Consider the following 17031-nt stretch of genomic DNA (forward strand, 5'->3'; position numbering starts at 1 on the left):
GCGAGACGAGGCCGCGTCAGCAGCGGATGCGTGAGAAGAACGCCGCCGAGACGAGCCCGATGATGAGGGCCACCTGCGGCTGTCCGCTGCTCATGGCGAAGAGGATGCCGCTGACCGCGGCGACCGCGATGAGCAGCAGGAGGATGCCCATGAAGAGCACCCGGCGCCCGTTGACCGCGCCACTGTGGGCCCGAGCGACCGGTACGTGCTGAGGAGCAACCATTGAGCTCATCCCTTCGACAATGAGTGAGACACCCCATAGTGTGCACCATTGTGTGAGTCAAAGCACAATTACTGACCAGTAGTTGGGAAATTCGTCGTATTCGTTAGCTGATCTCATTGCTTTCGCGACGTTTTGCCTGGTCGGCGGGCAAATTTGTTAGATGTGCTTTGTGTTCTGGGAATGGCGTCGCGGCTCATTTTTCGCGCTTCGATGGGCGGCGAATTTAATTCGTTGAACTAATCTAATTAATTTGCGCCGGCAGCTGGTGGCGTCTGCATCGCGAGTGTGCGTGCAGATCGCGGAACCGGCCGGATCGACGGTCTGTGCGCACACTGGCGGCACGGAAAAGCGGGCGCGCGTCAGTTGACGCAGGGCAGCCCGTCGTTGGCACGCACCGGCGGCCCGGCTTCCGGGGTCGGCAACGTGGTGTCGTAATTGGACGACTTGGCCGCGGCCAGGGAGACGCTGTCGAGCGTGTCGGGCACCTGATAGCCCGGCCCCAGCGTCACGTGGATGCGGCCGGCGGGCACCGACGGGTCGGCGCGGACCGCGTCGATGCCCAAGAGTTCTGCCAGGTGCTTGGCTTCGGCGTCGGTACCGGCGCCGAAGTCGACGGCCGTCGAACTGAGCTCGCCGTCCTGCGAGCTCCGGGTCTGGCCCATGGAGTATTCGAGATCGCCCAGGATCTCGGACATCTGCCGGCCCAGGCCCATCACGTCGGAACCGTTGATGACGTCGATGACGGCGGTCTTGGCGTTCTTCGACGTCGTACCGGTGCTGTCGGCGGCCTTGTCCAGCGTCGACGGCTCGGTCGACGTGCTGGGCGTGGTCGTCGGTGCGCCGGCCGGTGGCTTGAGGCCGAAGGCCTTGGCGACCTCGACCTTGATGGCCATGGGGTCGACGATGTTGACGTCCTGGCCGTCGATGTTGTCGTAGCGCACGACGGGCAATGTCCGGTACTGGACGTTTGCGCCGCCGGCGATCTCGCCCATGCGCTTGAACTGCTCCTGGCCCCAGCCCGCCGACAGCACGACGTCCTTCTGTGCGACGCCGATCAGCTGATTGAGCTTGCCGAGGTCGCTGAACGAGCCGTCCTTCTGCAGCTGGTGCATCACCGAGATCAGGAACGCCTGCTGGCGGTGGGTCCGGTCCAGGTCGCCGTTGTCCAGGCCGTGCCGTTGCCGGACGAAGGCGACGACCTGCGAGGCGTCGAGCATCTGGCGGCCGGCCGGGAAATCGGCGCCCGAGTAGTCGTCGTACACGGGGTGGTTCAGGCAGATTTCGACGCCACCGAGGCTCTCGGCGATGTCGTAGAAACCGGCGAGGTTGACCTCGGCGAAGTAGTCGATGGGCGCACCGGTCAGATTGCGGACCGCGGCCAGGGTGGCGGCGCGGCCGGCCTCGCGGCTCTTGCGTTCCAGCTCGGCCTGGTCGGTGACGCCCTTGTCCATGAGGTGCTGCATGGCGTTGGCCTTGGTCAGGCCGTACGCCTCTTTGATCTTGATGTGGTCGTATCCGGGGATGCCGGTGACCCGCACATAGTCGTCGCGCGGGATCGAGAACGCGACCACATGGTTGTCGGCGGAGATGTGCGCCAGGATCAGCGTGTTGGTGTTGTAGCCGCCGTTGTCCGAATCCCCGGCGTGCAGTTTGTCGAGCAGCGCCTGCGGCAGGTCATTGCCCTGCTGGTCTTTCCGCGAGTCCAGGCCGATCAGCAGGATGTTCATCGCCCCGCCGGTGGACTTGGGCGCGTCGGCCCCGAGCGCATCGCTGACCGTGATGCCGTGCAGCGCGCCGCGCACCGTCCACCAGCCCAGGCCGGTCGTCGCCACCGCCACCGTGGTGACCAGGGCGAGCGCCACCCGCCCGACGGTGTCCCAGCCCACCCGGGCGCTGAGCAGGCTTTGCAGCCGGCTCCGGCGGTGCCGGGCTGGAAGACGGTGGCGGGCGGTATCGCTGCGCTGGAGATCGGAGGTGCTCAGCTGCGACCTCGAGGGGATGCGGTCATGGCGGTCATCTCGGCGGGCCTCGCGGGTACGTGAGGACCGCCGGTCGGATCCGGCGGTCGGAAAGTTCGCTGTCACCGCGGCCCGCGTGTATGCGTCAGAGCGATCGGACGGCAGTGCGACCGATTTTAGGGCAACGCCGCAGACTCAGCGAATCCTCAGTGAACGGCGGGTATCAGCCGCATTCACCTTTGGAGGCGCTGGTCGCGGCCATGATCACGCCGGCCTGCTGGCCTGCGGTGAGCTCGGTCCACGGGGTGTTGAAGTTACCGGGATCACGTGTTTCCGGCCGCTGCATGAGACCCAGGTACGGCTCGACGAGCGTCGCCGGGTCGGCATTCTGAGCGTCCATCCACACCTTCGCGGCGTGGCACGCCTGGCCGAACTCGGACTCGGTCGCCGCCGGCGGGGCGTCGACAGCAGTTGTCACGCCGCCCGGGGAGACGGCGCCGCCGGCGGGTGCGGGGTGTTCGTGCGACTGCGTGGGCAGCTCGGCGGGAGTGTGGGCGGGAGCGGCTTGCTTGTCCGGCCCGCAGGCTGTCAGGAACGTCAGTGCGGTGGTCGTGAGCAGCGCTGCCCGGATGACGTTGATCTGCATGCTTGCCAATCTAGAGGTGTAGGCATTCAGGATCACCCTGACGCTAACCCTTTCCCGGCGGCCGCGGCGCCGACACCATGGGGAACATGGCAGTGCAGAACGTGCAGAACGCGACATGTTGTCGAGCTTGAGCCCGGCCTTGTGAGGGCGCCAAGCCCACCCGTTCGTTTCTGCATTGGAGTTCCGTCATGTCCGTCCTGACAGAGTTTTCTGTTTCTGGCCCCACTTCCCTGGCCCCGACCCGATTGCGGCTGCCCGACCTGCTGCACGCCACTGATCGGTGCGCCGACGACGTCCTGAGCGGCCGCTACGACCGGCTGCTGCCGGCCGACGGCCTGCCCCTTCACGAACGCTGGTTCCGCCGGTTGTACGGCGACGACGAACTCGATCTCTGGCTGATCAGCTGGGTCCCCGAGCGCAGCACCGAGCTGCACGACCATGGCGGATCGCTCGGTGCGTTGACCGTGGTGTCCGGGGCGCTCGAGGAAACCCGCTGGGACGGCCGCGGGCTGCGGCAGCGCACTCTGGAGGCCGGTGACCAGGCCGCGTTCCCGCTGGGCTGGGTCCACGACGTGGTGCGGGCGGGCAGCAACGATGCCGCAGGAGTATCGCCCGCTCCGCCCACTCTGAGTGTGCACGCCTACTCGCCGCCGCTGACCGCCATGTCGTACTACGACGTGACCGAAAGCCAGAAGCTGCGGCGCGTCTACACCGAACTCACCGACAAGCCCGAGGGGGACTGATGACCACGGCGAGTGAAGCGACGGGGAACGCGGTCAGCCGAGTCGACGCCATGCTGAACGCGGCGCGCGAGCGGCTGGTCCGGCTGTCCGCCGCCGAAATCCCCGCCGCGCTGGCCCGGGGCGCCGTGCTGGTGGACATCAGGCCGGCCGCGCAGCGCGCCATCGAGGGCGAGTTTCCCGGCGCGCTCGTCGTGGAACGCAACGTCCTGGAATGGCGCTGCGACCCGACCAGTGACGCCCGTCTGCCGCAGGCCACCGGAGTCGACGTCGAGTGGGTGGTGCTGTGCTCGCAGGGCTACACCTCGAGCCTGGCCGCCGCCGCGCTGCAGGACCTGGGGCTGTACCGCGCCACCGACGTCATCGGCGGATACCGGGCGCTGGTCGATGAAGGACTGCTGGGCGGGACGGCCGCGTCGGTGCTGCTACGTGCCGGCGCTTGGGTGTAGCAGCGGGCGCAACCGCTCCGTCTTCTCCTTGGTCCACTCCGGTGGCTGCAGCACGTCGGCCCACGCATCGGCGACGTCCCTGACGTAGACGTGTCCGTGCCCGTCCGGGACGTCGACCGCGACGGCCATGTCGGCCGACACCTGCAGGAACGTCACGACGGGAATCCACTCCATCCGCGGCGAGACGTCACGGCCGCGCGGTTCTTCCAGCCAGTCGGGCCGGGCGAACAGCAGGTCGGGATTCCACCAGGCGATCGGGTCGGACGCGTGCTGCAGATACACCACCCGCGGGTGGCCCCAGGTGGCGTCGGCGGGGCGGTCCAAATCCTCAGGGCGAGAAGCGAACCGGGCGTTGAGGCCGTGGTCGTAGATCGGCAGTTTCTCCAGTGACCCGGCGTCGCGGTAGCGGGTCAGCTCGGTCCAGATGACGTTGTTGAACGTCGGTCCGGAGAACAGCGCGCCGTCGGTACGGGCCACCAGGTTGTTCAGCGACTGGAACGGAGCCTCGCCGCCGAACGAGCCGAGGCTCTCCCCGAACACCACGAGCTTGGGGCGCTTGCCCTCGGGCATCTGCCGCACGAGGGCGTCGACCTCTTCGAACAGTTCCTGGCCGGCTTCCTGCGCGTTGTCCTTGTCCACCAGGAACGAGATCCAGCTGGGCAGGAACGAATACTGCATCGACACGATCGCGGTGTTGCCGTTGTACATGTACTCCAGCGACGCGGCTTCGGCCTCGTTGATCCAGCCGGTGCCCGTCGTGGTGGCGACGGCGACGACCGCGCGCTCGAGTCCGCCGGTGCGCTTGAGTTCCTGCGCGGCGAGCCTGGCCGTCGCCCGGATGCCGTCCGCGGAGTGCAGACCGGCGTAGGCGCGAATCGGTTCGATTGCCTTGCGGCCGTTGAATTTCTCGAGCTCTTCGACGCTCGGTCCGTTGCCGACGAAGATGCGGCCCTGCCGGCCCAGCGACGACCAGCTGGCCAGTGAGCCGGGGCCGCCCGACCGCAATGGCGATGTGGGAGGCGGGTTGTCGGGATCATCCTCGTCATTGGCCGAGGCGAAGGTGTTGTTGATCCACGACATCGCATAGTTGCCGACCACACCGTTGAACACCTCGACGAACACGGCGATGACCAGGAGCACTGCCACCACACCGGACACCCGAGGGGGCGCCACGCGCTCCAGCTGACGCATCAGGAAACGCACCAATTTGCGGATCAGCTGGCCGATTTCGACGAAGCCGAACAGGAAGACGATCGAGTACACCGCCGTCAGCGGGTGGTCCCAGAACTTCATCCGGGGCACGCCCATCATGTCGCGGACCTCGTCCTGCCAGACGTGGAACCAGATGACCGCGAGCACCTGGCCGATGACGCCGACCCCGATCAGGACGAGCCACGCCCAGCGGGGCGCCTTGGGGCTGCTGTCCTTCGAGCGCATGTAGCGCACCAGGAAGACGCCGAGCACCCCGAGGCCGTAGCCGCACGCGCCGGCAGCGCCGCTGACGATGCCCTGGAAGAGCGGTCCGCGCGGCAACAGCGACGGCGTCAGCGAGAGCCAGATGAAGGTCAGGCCGACTGCGGTGCCGAAGAACGTGTAGCGGCGGACCCACCAATCCGAGGGTGGCTCTTCCAGTTTCGCGACGAATGACTCCGCGTCCGACGGCTCGGCCACCGCGACAGCGGCGCCGTCGTGGGCGGGATCAGGCAGTTGTGCGGTGTCGGCCACCGATCGACTTTACCGATGCGTGAAGTTCGGCGCGCGCTTCTCGGTGAACGCCGCCATGCCCTCCGTCTGGTCGTCGGTGGCGAAGGCCGAGTGGAACAGCCGGCGCTCGTACAGCAGGCCCTCGGCGAGGGTGCTCTCGAAGGCGCGGTTGACCGCTTCCTTCGCCATCCGCGACGCCGAAAGCGACATGCCGGCAATGGTTTTGGCGACGGCGTTGGCCTCTTCGAGCAGCTTGTCGGCCGGGACCACACGCGACACCAGGCCGCAGCGTTCGGCTTCCTCGGCGTCCATGTTGCGGCCGGTGAGGATCAGGTCCATCGCCTTGGCCTTGCCCACGGCACGCGTCAGACGCTGGCTGCCGCCCATGCCGGGCAGCACGCCCAGCTTGATCTCGGGCTGGCCGAATTTGGCGGTGTCGGCGGCGATCAGCAGGTCGCACATCATGGCGAGCTCACAACCGCCACCGAGCGCGTAGCCGGCGACGGCGGCGATGGTGGGGGTGCGGGTCGCGGCGAACTTGTTCCACAGCGCGAAGAAGTCCTGCGAGAACACGTCGGCGAACGTCAGGCTCGCCATCTCCTTGATGTCGGCGCCCGCGGCGAAGGCCTTCTCGCTACCGGTGATGATGATGGCGCCGATGCCCGGGTCGGCGTCGAGTTCGGCTGCGGCCGTGGTGACTTCGGTCATCACCTGGCTGTTGAGGGCGTTGAGGGCCTTCGGCCGGTTCAGGGTGATGGTGGCGACGCGGTCGTCGCGGGTGACCAGGATGGTTTCGAAAGTCATCGGTTCTCCTAGAAGGTGAGATCAGGGTCGGCGGAGACGAAGTAGGCGTCGACGTCGGCGGCGGTGCAGTCCGAAAGACTAGCCGGGGACCACTGCGGGTTGCGGTCCTTGTCGACGAGCTGGGCGCGGATGCCCTCCACGAAATCGTGAGACTTGTGCGACGCCATCGAGACTCGGAATTCCTGCACGAGGGTGTCCTCGAGGGTGGGCAGCTTCGCGGCGCGGCGCACGGCCTCCAGGGTGACCGTCAGCGCGATGGGCGACCGGGTGGCGATCAGGTCGGCTGCCGCGTTGGCGGGCGCGGCTTCGCTGTTCCGCAGGTTCTCCAGGATCTCGGCGACCGTGTCGGCCGCGTAGCACTCGTCGATCCAATGCTGTTGTGCCAGAAGCTCGCTGGCGGGCGGCTCGACGGCGTACTTCTTGAGCGCCGCGTCGGGGCCGTCGCTGATCACCAGGTCGCGGAAGGCGGGCAGGTCGGCCTGCGGGACGAAATGGTCGGCGAAGCCCAGAGCGATGGCATCCGCGCCGGAGAACGGGGCACCGGTGAGTGCGGCGTGCAGACCGATCAGGCCCGGCGCACGGGACAGCAGGTAGGTACCGCCGACGTCGGGGATGAAACCGATGCCGACCTCGGGCATGCCGAGCTTGGTCTTCTCGGTGACGACGCGGATGTTGCCGTGCGCGCCGACCCCGACGCCGCCGCCCATCACGATGCCGTCCATCAGCGAGACGTACGGCTTGGGGTAGCGGCCGATGTGCGCGTTGAGCAGATATTCGTCATGCCAGAACGTCCTGGCCTTGTCGTCCTGCGCCTTGGCGGAGTGATACAGCGCGACCACGTCGCCGCCTGCGCACAGGCCGCGCTCGCCGGCGCCGGTCAGCAGGACCGCGCGCACGCTGTCGTCGTGCTCCCACGCGGTGAGCGCCTCGGCCAGGCCCGTGACCATGACCTGATTGAGCGAATTGATGGCCTTCGGACGGTTCAGCGTGACGACGCCGACGCCGTTCTCGACATTTACTAGGATATCCTCGTTTTCCGCCACGGTAAGCAATCTAGATCGTCGCGCAACCGCTGCGCCGACCAGGTACCGTTTCACAGTAAGTTCCCAGTTTCTCCGTCTCGCCGGGAACCAACACCCGAAGCCGTACGTTGAGTGGGTGTTCGTCAGCAGACGGACCACAGCTTCACGAGAGGAACCCAGACGGTGCGCGAGAGCAGCAACCCGATATTTCGTTCCCTGCCCAAATCGCAGGGCGGATACGCGCAATTCGGTAGTGGCGCCGCCGCATATGGTGCCCAGCAGACCATGGCCCAGCCATACACCCAGTACCCGCAGCAGCAGGCCGGTTTCTCGCGGGCGCTGACCATCGATGACGTCGTCACCAAGACCGGCATCACGCTGGCGGTGCTGACGGTCAGTGCGGTCGTTTCGTACTTCGTGATCATGTCGAACCTGGCGCTGGCCGGGCCCATCGCCATGATCGGTGCCCTCGGCGGCCTGGTGATGGTCCTCATCGCCACGTTCGGCCGTAAGCAGGACAACCCGGGCATCGTCCTCACCTACGCGGTGCTCGAGGGCATGTTCCTCGGCGCCTTCTCGTTCGTGATGGCCAACTTCGCGGTCTCCGGCGCCAACGCCGGTGCCCTGATCGGCCAGGCCATTCTCGGCACCTTCGGTGTGTTCTTCGGCATGCTCGTCGTCTACAAGACCGGCGCCATCCGCGTCACCCCGAAGTTCACCCGCATGATCGTCGCCGGCATGTTCGGTGTCCTCGCGCTCATGCTCGGCAACTTCATCATCGGCCTGTTCAACGGCGGCGCGGGCATGGGCCTGCGCAGCGGCGGCACCATCGCGATCATCTTCTCGCTGGTCTGCATCGCGCTGGCGGCGTTCAGCTTCCTGCTCGACTTCGACGCTGCCGACCAGATGATCCGCGCCGGCGCGCCGGAGAAGGCGGCGTGGGGCGTCGCGCTCGGCCTGACCGTCACCCTGGTCTGGCTGTACGTGGAGATCCTGCGACTGCTGAGTTACTTCAACAACGACTAGCTCCGTTGACAGAGAAGGGGCGTCCGCTTCGGCGGGCGCCCCTTCTTCGTGTCGTGCTGTGTCGGCCTCAGACCGCGCGCGGCTTGACGCGGCCGGCCGCTTCGGCGGCGTTGCGGCGTGCGGTGTCGATATCCGCGGCCCGCGCCAGGGCCACACCCATCCGGCGGGTGCGGAAGCTCTCGGGCTTGCCGAACAGGCGAATGTCGGTGCCCGGCACCTGCAGGGCCTCGTCGACGCCGTCGAAGACGATGCCCTCGGCCTCCACGCCGCCGTAGATCACCGCGCTGGCGCCCGGGCTCTTGAGAGACGTGTCCACCGGCAGCCCGAGGATCGCACGGGCATGCAGCTCGAACTCGTTCTGCCACTGCGTGATCATCGTCGTCATGCCGGTGTCGTGTGGGCGCGGGCTCACTTCGCTGAACCACACCTGGTCGCCCTTGACGAACAACTCGACGCCGAAAACGCCCTGCCCGCCGAGGTTTTCGGTGACCTTGTGCGCGATGTCCTGGGCGTTGGCCAGAGCCGCGGCCGACATCGGGTGCGGCTGCCAGCTCTCCACGTAATCGCCGGAGACCTGACGGTGCCCGATCGGTTCGCAGAACTGGGTCTCGACCTCGCCGTCGGCGCCTCGTGCCCGGACCGTCAACAGCGTGATCTCGTAGTCGAAGTCGACGAAGCCCTCGACGATGATGCGGGTGTTGGTCACGCGCGCCCCGCCCATGGCGTACTCCCAGGCCTTCGCGACGTCGTCCGGGCCGTCGAGCTTGCTCTGGCCCTTGCCCGAACTGCTCATCACGGGCTTCACGACGCACGGGTACCCGATGCCGCCATCGATGGCGGCTTGGAGTTCCTCGAGCGAATCGCAGAACTTGTAGGGGCTCGTCGGCACGCCGAGTTCTTCGGCGGCCAGGCGCCGGATGCCCTCGCGGTCCATGGTGAGGCGGGCGGCCCGCGCGGTCGGGATCACCCGCACCACACCGGCCTCCTCGAGTTCCTGCAGCGCCGGCGTGGCGATGGCCTCGATCTCCGGCACCACGAGGTCCGGCTTCTCCGCCGCGATCAGCGCCTTGAGCTGGTCGGGGTCGGTCATCGAGATGGTCCGCGCGTGGTGGGCCACCTGCTGGCCCGGCGCGTTCTCGTAGCGGTCGACGGCAATGGTCTCGACGCCCAGGCGCTGCAACGCGATCAGCACTTCGCGACCGAGTTCGCCGGAGCCGAGCAGCATGACCTTGGTCGCGTTCGGCGACAGTGGGGTTCCGATGGTGATCATTGGGCGGAAAGTCTATGGGGTGGGGTTCTATGTGGGTTGATCCTGTACTGAGGGCGTGGGTTTCTCGCACTCTTGCGCCATGGATTCAGGCTCAGAGTCCTGATCGCCCATCGGCGCATTGGCCCTGTACTAGTGGCGCGGGCTACTCGTACGAATGCGCCGCGGATACAGGCTCAACGTGAGTTATCCACACTTCGCAGTTGATCCACACTCCACGGCTGTGTCGGCGCGATCGAGACCTTTCTGTCAGCGGGGCGGCAGACGGTTGCGTCATGATCACCGAATCGGACCCGTTCATCGGCAGCGAGGCTGTCGCAAGTCGATCGCTCACCCGCTACGAGCTGCGCCGCCACTACCGGGCGATGCTGCCGAACATCTACGTGGACAAGCGAATTGACCCATCGCTCTACCAGCGGACGCAGGCCGCGTGGCTGTGGTCTGGACGCGAGGCCACCATTGCCGGGCATGCCGCGGCAGCCCTTCACAGGGCGAAGTGGGTGCCTGATGACGCGCCGATTGAACTCATCTACGCCAATACCAGGCCGCCCAGGAACGTCATCGCCCGTGATGACCTGCTCTTCGACGACGAGAGCCAGTTGCTCGGCGGATTGCCTGTGACGACGTCGCACCGTACGGCGTTCGACCTCGGACGACGCGGGTCGCTCGTCGACGCGGTTGCCCGACTCGACGCTCTCGGTGCCGCCACCGGATTCAACGTCGACGCAGTGCGTGAGGTGGCAGGCCGCCACCGGCACGCGCGAGGGTTGCGCCAATTGGAGCAGGCTCTGGCTCTCTACGACCCGGGCGCCCAATCCCCGCAAGAATCCTGGCTTCGACAATTGCTGATCGCCGAAGGCTTTCCACGACCGAAGACTCAGATCCCGGTGACTGGCCCCGATGGCCGCGCCAAGTACTTCCTCGACATGGGATGGGAAGACATGCGGCTCGCTGTCGAGTACGACGGCGAGCAACATGCGGGCCAGATCGGCTACGACATCGTGCGCAGCGAGTACATCGCCGGCGTCGGGTGGACGGTGGTCAGAGTGGCCGCCGGACATCGCCGGGCGGAGATCATCGCGTGGGTGAATCGGGCCTGGGCGCGGGCACTCTATCGACGAAATCCTGCAGTGTTTCTGCCCTCGCGCGACGCCGGACGCGCGAGTTAGGCCAAGGGTTCAGGGTCAACGCCAGATGCCCCCAGAAACACGTTGACCCTGTACCTGGGGCGCATGTCACTCGAACAAATGCGCCCTGAGTACAGGGTCAACGCTGAGGCGGCGGGACGCCGCTTCAGAGACTGCTTAAGGGACTTACGAAAGCCGCTCGATGATCATGGCCATACCCTGGCCACCACCGACACACATGGTCTCGATGCCGAACTGCTTGTCGTGGGTCTGCAGGTTGTTGATCAGCGTCGCGGTGATGCGGGCGCCGGTCATACCGAACGGGTGGCCGAGGGCGATGGCGCCACCGGACACGTTCAGGCGGTCCTCGTCCATGCCCAGGGCGCGGGCCGAGCCCAGCACCTGCACGGCGAAGGCCTCGTTGATCTCGTAGAGGTCGACGTCACCGATGGCCATGTTGGCGCGGCCGAGGGCCTGCTTGACGGCCTCGATCGGGCCCAGGCCCATGATCTCCGGCGACAGACCCGAGACACCGGTCGAGACGATGCGCGCCAGCGGGGTCAGGCCGAGGGCCTTGGCCTTCTCGTCGCTCATGATCACGAGGGCGGCGGCGCCGTCGTTCAGCGGGCAGGCGTTACCGGCGGTGATGGTGCCGTTCGGGCGGAACACCGGCTGCAGCTGGCTGATCTTCTCGTAGGTGGTGCCGGCGCGCGGGCCGTCGTCCTTGGAGACGATGGTGCCGTCGGGCAGCGTGACCGGGACGATCTCGCGCTCGAAGAAGCCGGCGTTGATGGCTTCCTCGGCCTTGTTCTGCGAGCGGACGCCCCAGTGGTCCTGGTCCTCACGGCTGATGCCGGTGTGCAGGACGACGTTCTCGGCGGTCTGGCCCATGGCGATGTAGACGTCGGGCAGGACGCCGTCTTCGCGCGGGTCGTGCCACTCGGTGGCGCCTTCGGCCTGCTTGGCGGTGCGGGCCTGAGCCTCGTCGAACAGCGAGTTCTTGCTGTTCGGGGCGCCGTCGGCAGCGCCGATGCCGAAGCGGGACACGGTCTCGACACCGGCCGAGATGAACACGTCGCCCTCGCCGGCCTTGATGGCGTGGAACGCCATGCGGGTGGTCTGCAGCGACGACGAGCAGTAGCGGTTGACGGTGGTGCCCGGCATGAAGTCGTAGCCGAGCTCGACGGCCACGGCGCGACCGATGTTGTAGGCGGCCTCACCACCGGGCTGTCCGCAGCCGATCATCAGGTCGGCGACATCGCGCGGGTCGAGCGCGGGCACCTTGTCCAGCGCGGCGCGCACCATCTGGGCGGCGAGGTCGTCGGGCCGCATGGTGGCCAGCGAGCCCTTGACGGCACGGCCGATGGGGGAGCGGGCGGTGGAGACGATGACGGCTTCGGGCATGACGGGCTCCTAAGGATCCAAAAATTGCTTCCCGGCGAATTTATCCCGTGACAGGAGCGACGATCGGCGCGGGTACGCCTGTCGTGCGCCGCCACAGGCGCGCGATGCCGGCCAGGCGGGCCAGCAGGCTCGTCACGTCCGCGGTCCGGGAGACCAGCGCGGATGCCGGCGGCGACTCAGTTGTCCACTCGCCCAACGCTTCACACAGGGCCGGCAGCAACTGCTGGGCCGCCAGCGAGTAACCGGCGGCCGACGGGTGGAACATGTCCGGGGAGAACAGCACCTCGGGCGCCTTGAGGAAATCGGGCGCCAGCAGGTCCGAGAACGGCACCGGCACGCCGCCGTTCGACCGCACCTGCCCGGCCTGGGCCCGGGCCAGCCGCAGGCCCCGATTGCGGGCCACCCAGCGCAGCGGCTGCGGGATGGCGGCGATGGCGCCGAAGTCGGGACACGTGCCGACGATGACGACTGCGCCGCTGGCGCACAGGCGCTGCACCGCGTTGCCCAGCCGGCGCGCCGACTGCCAGATGCCGTTGACGGCGGTGATGTCGTTGGCGCCGATCATGATGACCGCCGCGTCCGGTGGCGGGCCGGCCACGAACATGGCGTCGATCTGGCCGGACAGGCCTTTCGAGGTCGCGCCCACGATGGCCTTGGTGGACAACCGGATTCGCTTACCGGATTGCTGCGCCAGCCCACGGGCGAGCAGGACGCCGGGCACTTCGTCGGCGCTGCGGCAGCCGTATCCCGTGGCGGTGGAGTCGCCGAAGATCATCAGGTGCAGGTCGAACGGCACGCCACGCTGCCACTTTTCGACGGGTCCGCCCCCGGGGCTGTAGACGCCGTCGGCCCGTGGCGGGACTTCCCATGACTTGGGGATGACCCGGCGCGCAGTGGCTGCCTGGCCGCTCAGGAGGTTGCGGACCCCGACGTAGAACGACCCCGTCGAGGCGATGGTGGCTGCGGTCGCCAGAGCGATGGTCGTCCGGCGCGGTGCACGTATGCCCACGGCGTTCAGTCTAGGTCGGTTGCCCAGATTCGCAGGTCGATGAACCGCGGGCGACCCGGTCACGTAGTCATATCGACTGGGGCATCAATTCGGCGACTTTGATTGTTGATCTATGTAGCAGTGGCAAGCTAAGTTACGCGGGTTGTCTATTAAGTGACGTAAATAACGAAGTGCACCGGAACTACAAAGGCGTAGGAGTGGTGGCGATGACCGCACCGAGCAGGGTTGTCAGAACCCATAGTGTTGCTATAAGTCCTGTTAAGGGGCGGAAACCACGCCGCTATCCGGTCAGTGACGGCGCACCGGTAGAGATCGTCGAGGACGGTCCCAGCCTCGCCGGTCGCTTGATGTCGGTAGCCGCGACACTCGCCATCAAGTCAACTCTGACCATCGGCAGCTACGCCCCGAAGGCCCCCTGGCCGTGGGGAATGGTGGACTTCGTCGCCCGGATCATGAGGCCCGAGCCGGGCACCGTCCGCGCCACGATCGGTTTGCCGAACTGTACGGCGCACCTGGTCCGCGCCAAGGGCGTGCTGCCGGCCGACGGCCGTCGCAGCGTCATCCTCTACATGCACGGCGGGGCATTCCTGACCTGTGGCGTGCACACCCACGGCCGCGTGGTCGGCGCGTTGTCCAAGTACGCCGACGCGCCCGTCCTGGTCGTCGACTACCGGATGATTCCGAAGCACTCGATCGGCGAGGCCCTCGAGGACTGCCACGACGCCTACCGGTGGCTGCGCCTGAAGGGCTACGAGCCGGACCAGATCGTGCTCGCCGGCGACTCCGCGGGCGGCTACCTGTCGCTGGCACTGGCCGAGAAGCTCCAGGAGGAGGGTGAGCTGCCGGCCGCGGTGACGACGATGTCGCCGTTGTTCGAGATCGACAACGAGAGCCGGGCCCAGCACCCGAACATGAAGTCCGACGCGATGTTCCCGGCACACGCCTTCGACGCGCTGATCGAACTCATCGAGCACGCCGCCTCGCGCCACCTCGTCGACGGAAAGCCCGAAGAGATCTACGAGCCGCTCGACCACATCGAGCCCGGCCTGCCGCGCACCCTGATCCACGTGTCCGGCTCCGAGGTGCTCCTCAACGACGCCCGCAAGGCCGCGCACATGCTGGCCGCCAGCGGCGTGCCGGTCGAGGTGCACGTCTGGCCCGGCCAGATGCACGTGTTCCAACTCGCTGCCCCGCTGGTCAAGGAGGCCGACCGCTCGCTGAAGCAGATCGGCGAGTACATCCGCGAGGCAACCTGGTAATCCGGTATGCGCAACCCGGGGGCGGCCTGACAACATGTACCCATGCGCATCGCCCGGCACATCAGTGAGCTCATCGGCAATACGCCTCTGGTCCAACTGAACTCGGTTGTTCCAGCGGGTTCGGGGGTGGTGGCCGCCAAGATCGAGTACCTCAACCCCGGCGGCAGCGCCAAGGACCGCATCGCGGTCAAGATGATCGACGCCGCCGAAGAGGCCGGTCTGCTCAAGCCGGGCGGGACCATCGTCGAACCCACGTCCGGTAACACCGGCGTCGGGCTCGCCATCGTCGCGCAGCAGCGCGGCTACAAGTGCATCTTCGTCTGCCCCGACAAGGTCAGCGAGGACAAGCAGAACGTGTTGCGCGCGTATGGCGCCGACGTCGTCGTCTGCCCGACGGCCGTGGCCCCCGACCATCCGGACAGCTACTACAGCGTTTCCAACCGACTGGTCACCGAGATCGACGGCGCCTGGAAGCCGGACCAGTACTCCAACCCGAACGGCCCGGCCAGCCACTACGAGACCACCGGCCCGGAGATCTGGGCCGACACCGACGGCAAGATCACGCATTTCGTGGCGGGCGTCGGCACCGGCGGCACGATCACCGGCACCGGCCGCTACCTCAAGGAGGTCTCGGGCGGCCGGGTCAAGGTCGTCGGCGTCGACCCGGAGGGCTCGGTGTACTCCGGCGGCACCGGCCGGCCGTACCTGGTCGAAGGCGTCGGTGAGGACTTCTGGCCGTCGGCCTACGACCCCAGCGTCCCCGACGAGATCATCGCCGTGTCCGACGCCGATTCGTTCGAGATGACCCGGCGCCTGGCGCGCGAAGAAGCCCTGCTGGTCGGCGGCTCGTGCGGCATGGCCGCGGTCGCGGCGATCAAGGTCGCCGAGCGCGAAGGGCCCGACGCCGTCGTCGTCGTGCTGCTGCCCGACGGCGGAAGAGGTTATCTGTCAAAGGTTTTCAACGACGAGTGGATGTCGTCGTACGGCTTCCTGCGCACCCGCCTGGACGGCACGCCGGAGGAACACACCGTCGGCGACGTACTGCGCGGCAAGTCCGGCGCGCTGCCGGACCTGGTGCACACGCACCCGTCGGAGACGGTGCGCGACGCCATCAACATCCTGCGCGAGTACGGCGTCTCGCAGATGCCGGTCGTCGGGGCCGAGCCGCCGGTGATGGCCGGCGAGGTCGCGGGCAGCGTGTCCGAACGTGAGCTGCTCTCAGCGGTTTTCGAGGGCCGGGCGAAACTGGCCGACGCGGTGGCGCAGCACATGAGCCCGCCGCTGCCGCTCATCGGTGCCGGCGAGCTGGCCTCCGCGGCGGCCAAGGAACTGCGCGAGGTCGACGCCGTGATGGTCGTCGACGACGGCAAGCCCGTCGGCGTGCTGACGCGGCACGATCTTTTGGGGTTCCTGTCACAGGGCGGCTCGCGTAAATAGCCGCGTAAGTCGGGGGAGATTGACTTATCTTCTCCGATAGGGCGAGACGTTCGCTTCTCGCTGGATCACCATTGGAAAGGCCGCAATGACCGAGTACCCGCCCCCGCCGCCCGGGAATTTCCCGCCGCCCCCGCCGGGGAATTTCCCGCCGCCTCCGCCGGGTGGTTACCCGCCGGCCGGTGGATATCCCGGTATCGGCGGCCCGCCGGACAACAACCTGGTCTGGGGCATCCTCGTCACCATCTTCTGCTGCCTGCCCTTCGGCGTGGTCTCGATCGTGAAGGCGACACAGGTCAAGACGCTGTGGGAGCAGGGCCGGCCCGACCTCGCGCAGGCCGCCGCCGACGATGCCAAGAAGTGGGCCATGTGGGGCGCCATCGCCGGTGTCGTCGTGGCCGTGCTGTACATCATCTTCGCCGTCGTGCTCGGCCTGTTCTCGGTCTCCACGTCGTACTCCGGCTAGTCAGGTCGGACAGATGCAACACCTCCAGCGGCCCAAGGCGGTTAGTCCGCTCCTTGGGCCGCTCGGTGTTGCGGCAGGCGCCGGCGTGGTGTGCTGCGCGATTTGGCTGAGCAATCCGACAGTGCCGGGTGGCCCGATGCCGGTCTGCCCCACCAGGGCGCTGCTGGGTATCGATTGCCCGGGCTGCGGCAGCATGCGAATGCTGTATTCGCTGATGCACGGCGACTTTTCGGCTGCGTTGCATTTCAACGCGGTTGGCCTGGTCGCATTGGTATTACTCGTCTGGTCCTATGGCGCCTGGACGTACGGCCGTGTTGTGGGCCGAAAAATCACCAGTTGGCAGCATCGGGGCTGGGCCGCTCCGGCCGTTTTGACGGTAATGTGCATTTGGTTTGTTATTCGCAATGTGCCGATAGCGCCGTTCATTTCGTTGTACGTGTAGTTCACGTTTGTAATCAGAAACGCCACATCCACATCGCTCGGAGGGACGAAA

The 17031-nt window shown here is 67.1% G+C and carries 17 protein-coding genes; 8 read left to right on the top strand and 9 right to left on the bottom strand.

The window, feature by feature from the left end; all coding sequences use genetic code 11:
• Positions 1 to 16: 16 nt before the first annotated feature.
• The 3 genes from ACJH6J_RS25415 to lpqV all read right to left on the bottom strand — a co-directional run bounded on the left by ACJH6J_RS25415 (position 17) and on the right by lpqV (position 2827).
• A complete protein-coding gene (locus ACJH6J_RS25415; protein ID WP_133425500.1) occupies positions 17 to 232 on the bottom strand; it encodes a hypothetical protein in 216 nt (71 codons plus the stop codon).
• Positions 233 to 582: 350 nt separating this feature from the next.
• Positions 583 to 2205, bottom strand: a complete 1623-nt coding sequence (locus ACJH6J_RS25420) for an LCP family protein (RefSeq protein WP_371824595.1) — start codon at positions 2203 to 2205, stop codon at positions 583 to 585.
• 199 nt (positions 2206 to 2404) lie between these two features.
• Positions 2405 to 2827, bottom strand: coding sequence for a lipoprotein LpqV (lpqV, locus tag ACJH6J_RS25425; protein ID WP_406784770.1), 423 nt, complete (start codon positions 2825 to 2827; stop codon positions 2405 to 2407).
• A gap of 188 nt (positions 2828 to 3015) precedes the next feature.
• Here lpqV and ACJH6J_RS25430 point away from each other — a divergent pair, with 188 nt between their 5' ends.
• Together ACJH6J_RS25430 and ACJH6J_RS25435 are read left to right on the top strand one after the other, a co-directional pair.
• Positions 3016 to 3570, top strand: a complete 555-nt coding sequence (locus ACJH6J_RS25430) for a cysteine dioxygenase family protein (RefSeq protein WP_133425502.1) — start codon at positions 3016 to 3018, stop codon at positions 3568 to 3570.
• Positions 3570 to 4016, top strand: a complete 447-nt coding sequence (locus ACJH6J_RS25435) for a rhodanese-like domain-containing protein (RefSeq protein WP_133425503.1) — start codon at positions 3570 to 3572, stop codon at positions 4014 to 4016. The genes ACJH6J_RS25430 and ACJH6J_RS25435 overlap by 1 nt, the downstream gene beginning before the upstream one ends.
• On the opposite strand, the gene ACJH6J_RS25440 is transcribed toward ACJH6J_RS25435, so the two are convergent.
• From ACJH6J_RS25440 to ACJH6J_RS25450, 3 genes are read right to left on the bottom strand one after another with little or no spacing between them, the layout of a single operon-like run.
• Positions 3993 to 5741 (bottom strand): alpha/beta hydrolase, encoded by a 1749-nt coding sequence (locus ACJH6J_RS25440; protein WP_406776226.1) that lies wholly within the window; start codon positions 5739 to 5741, stop codon positions 3993 to 3995. The two genes, ACJH6J_RS25435 and ACJH6J_RS25440, sit on opposite strands and share 24 nt — an antisense overlap.
• Before the next feature lie 9 nt (positions 5742 to 5750).
• Positions 5751 to 6524 (bottom strand): enoyl-CoA hydratase, encoded by a 774-nt coding sequence (locus ACJH6J_RS25445; RefSeq protein WP_135355226.1) that lies wholly within the window; start codon positions 6522 to 6524, stop codon positions 5751 to 5753.
• An 8-nt stretch (positions 6525 to 6532) separates the two neighbouring features.
• Positions 6533 to 7567 (bottom strand): enoyl-CoA hydratase/isomerase family protein, encoded by a 1035-nt coding sequence (locus ACJH6J_RS25450; protein WP_318986907.1) that lies wholly within the window; start codon positions 7565 to 7567, stop codon positions 6533 to 6535.
• 162 nt (positions 7568 to 7729) lie between these two features.
• On the opposite strand from ACJH6J_RS25450, the gene ACJH6J_RS25455 reads away from it, so the two are divergent.
• Complete coding sequence (locus ACJH6J_RS25455) at positions 7730 to 8572, top strand: Bax inhibitor-1/YccA family protein (RefSeq protein ID WP_406804716.1); 843 nt, start codon at positions 7730 to 7732, stop codon at positions 8570 to 8572.
• Between the two features lie 67 nt (positions 8573 to 8639).
• On the opposite strand, the gene purT is transcribed toward ACJH6J_RS25455, so the two are convergent.
• The gene (gene purT / locus ACJH6J_RS25460) at positions 8640 to 9842 is read right to left on the bottom strand and encodes a formate-dependent phosphoribosylglycinamide formyltransferase (RefSeq protein WP_406804717.1); all 1203 of its coding nucleotides are present in this window, start codon (positions 9840 to 9842) and stop codon (positions 8640 to 8642) included.
• A 272-nt stretch (positions 9843 to 10114) separates the two neighbouring features.
• Between purT and ACJH6J_RS25465 the strand changes: the two genes are divergently transcribed.
• Complete coding sequence (locus tag ACJH6J_RS25465; protein ID WP_135355222.1) at positions 10115 to 11008, top strand: endonuclease domain-containing protein; 894 nt, start codon at positions 10115 to 10117, stop codon at positions 11006 to 11008.
• A gap of 144 nt (positions 11009 to 11152) precedes the next feature.
• On the opposite strand, the gene ACJH6J_RS25470 is transcribed toward ACJH6J_RS25465, so the two are convergent.
• Together ACJH6J_RS25470 and ACJH6J_RS25475 are read right to left on the bottom strand one after the other, a co-directional pair.
• Entirely contained in the window at positions 11153 to 12370 is a 1218-nt protein-coding gene (locus tag ACJH6J_RS25470; RefSeq protein ID WP_135355221.1) for an acetyl-CoA C-acetyltransferase, read from the bottom strand.
• Between the two features lie 40 nt (positions 12371 to 12410).
• Positions 12411 to 13379, bottom strand: a complete 969-nt coding sequence (locus ACJH6J_RS25475) for an SGNH/GDSL hydrolase family protein (RefSeq protein ID WP_135355220.1) — start codon at positions 13377 to 13379, stop codon at positions 12411 to 12413.
• Between the two features lie 206 nt (positions 13380 to 13585).
• On the opposite strand from ACJH6J_RS25475, the gene ACJH6J_RS25480 reads away from it, so the two are divergent.
• From ACJH6J_RS25480 to ACJH6J_RS25495, 4 genes are all read left to right on the top strand, one after another.
• Positions 13586 to 14638, top strand: a complete 1053-nt coding sequence (locus ACJH6J_RS25480; RefSeq protein ID WP_135355219.1) for an alpha/beta hydrolase — start codon at positions 13586 to 13588, stop codon at positions 14636 to 14638.
• 42 nt (positions 14639 to 14680) lie between these two features.
• Positions 14681 to 16075, top strand: coding sequence for a cystathionine beta-synthase (locus tag ACJH6J_RS25485; RefSeq protein WP_135355218.1), 1395 nt, complete (start codon positions 14681 to 14683; stop codon positions 16073 to 16075).
• Between the two features lie 85 nt (positions 16076 to 16160).
• Positions 16161 to 16538 carry a CD225/dispanin family protein gene (locus ACJH6J_RS25490; protein ID WP_406804718.1) on the top strand — a complete coding sequence of 126 codons (378 nt, stop codon included), beginning with the start codon at positions 16161 to 16163 and terminating at the stop codon, positions 16536 to 16538.
• Between the two features lie 13 nt (positions 16539 to 16551).
• A complete protein-coding gene (locus ACJH6J_RS25495) occupies positions 16552 to 16980 on the top strand; it encodes a DUF2752 domain-containing protein (RefSeq protein WP_406804719.1) in 429 nt (142 codons plus the stop codon).
• Positions 16981 to 17031 lie beyond the last annotated feature (51 nt).

The sequence above is a fragment of the Mycobacterium sp. SMC-18 genome, from assembly GCF_045310895.1.
Classification (GTDB): Bacteria; Actinomycetota; Actinomycetes; order Mycobacteriales; family Mycobacteriaceae; genus Mycobacterium.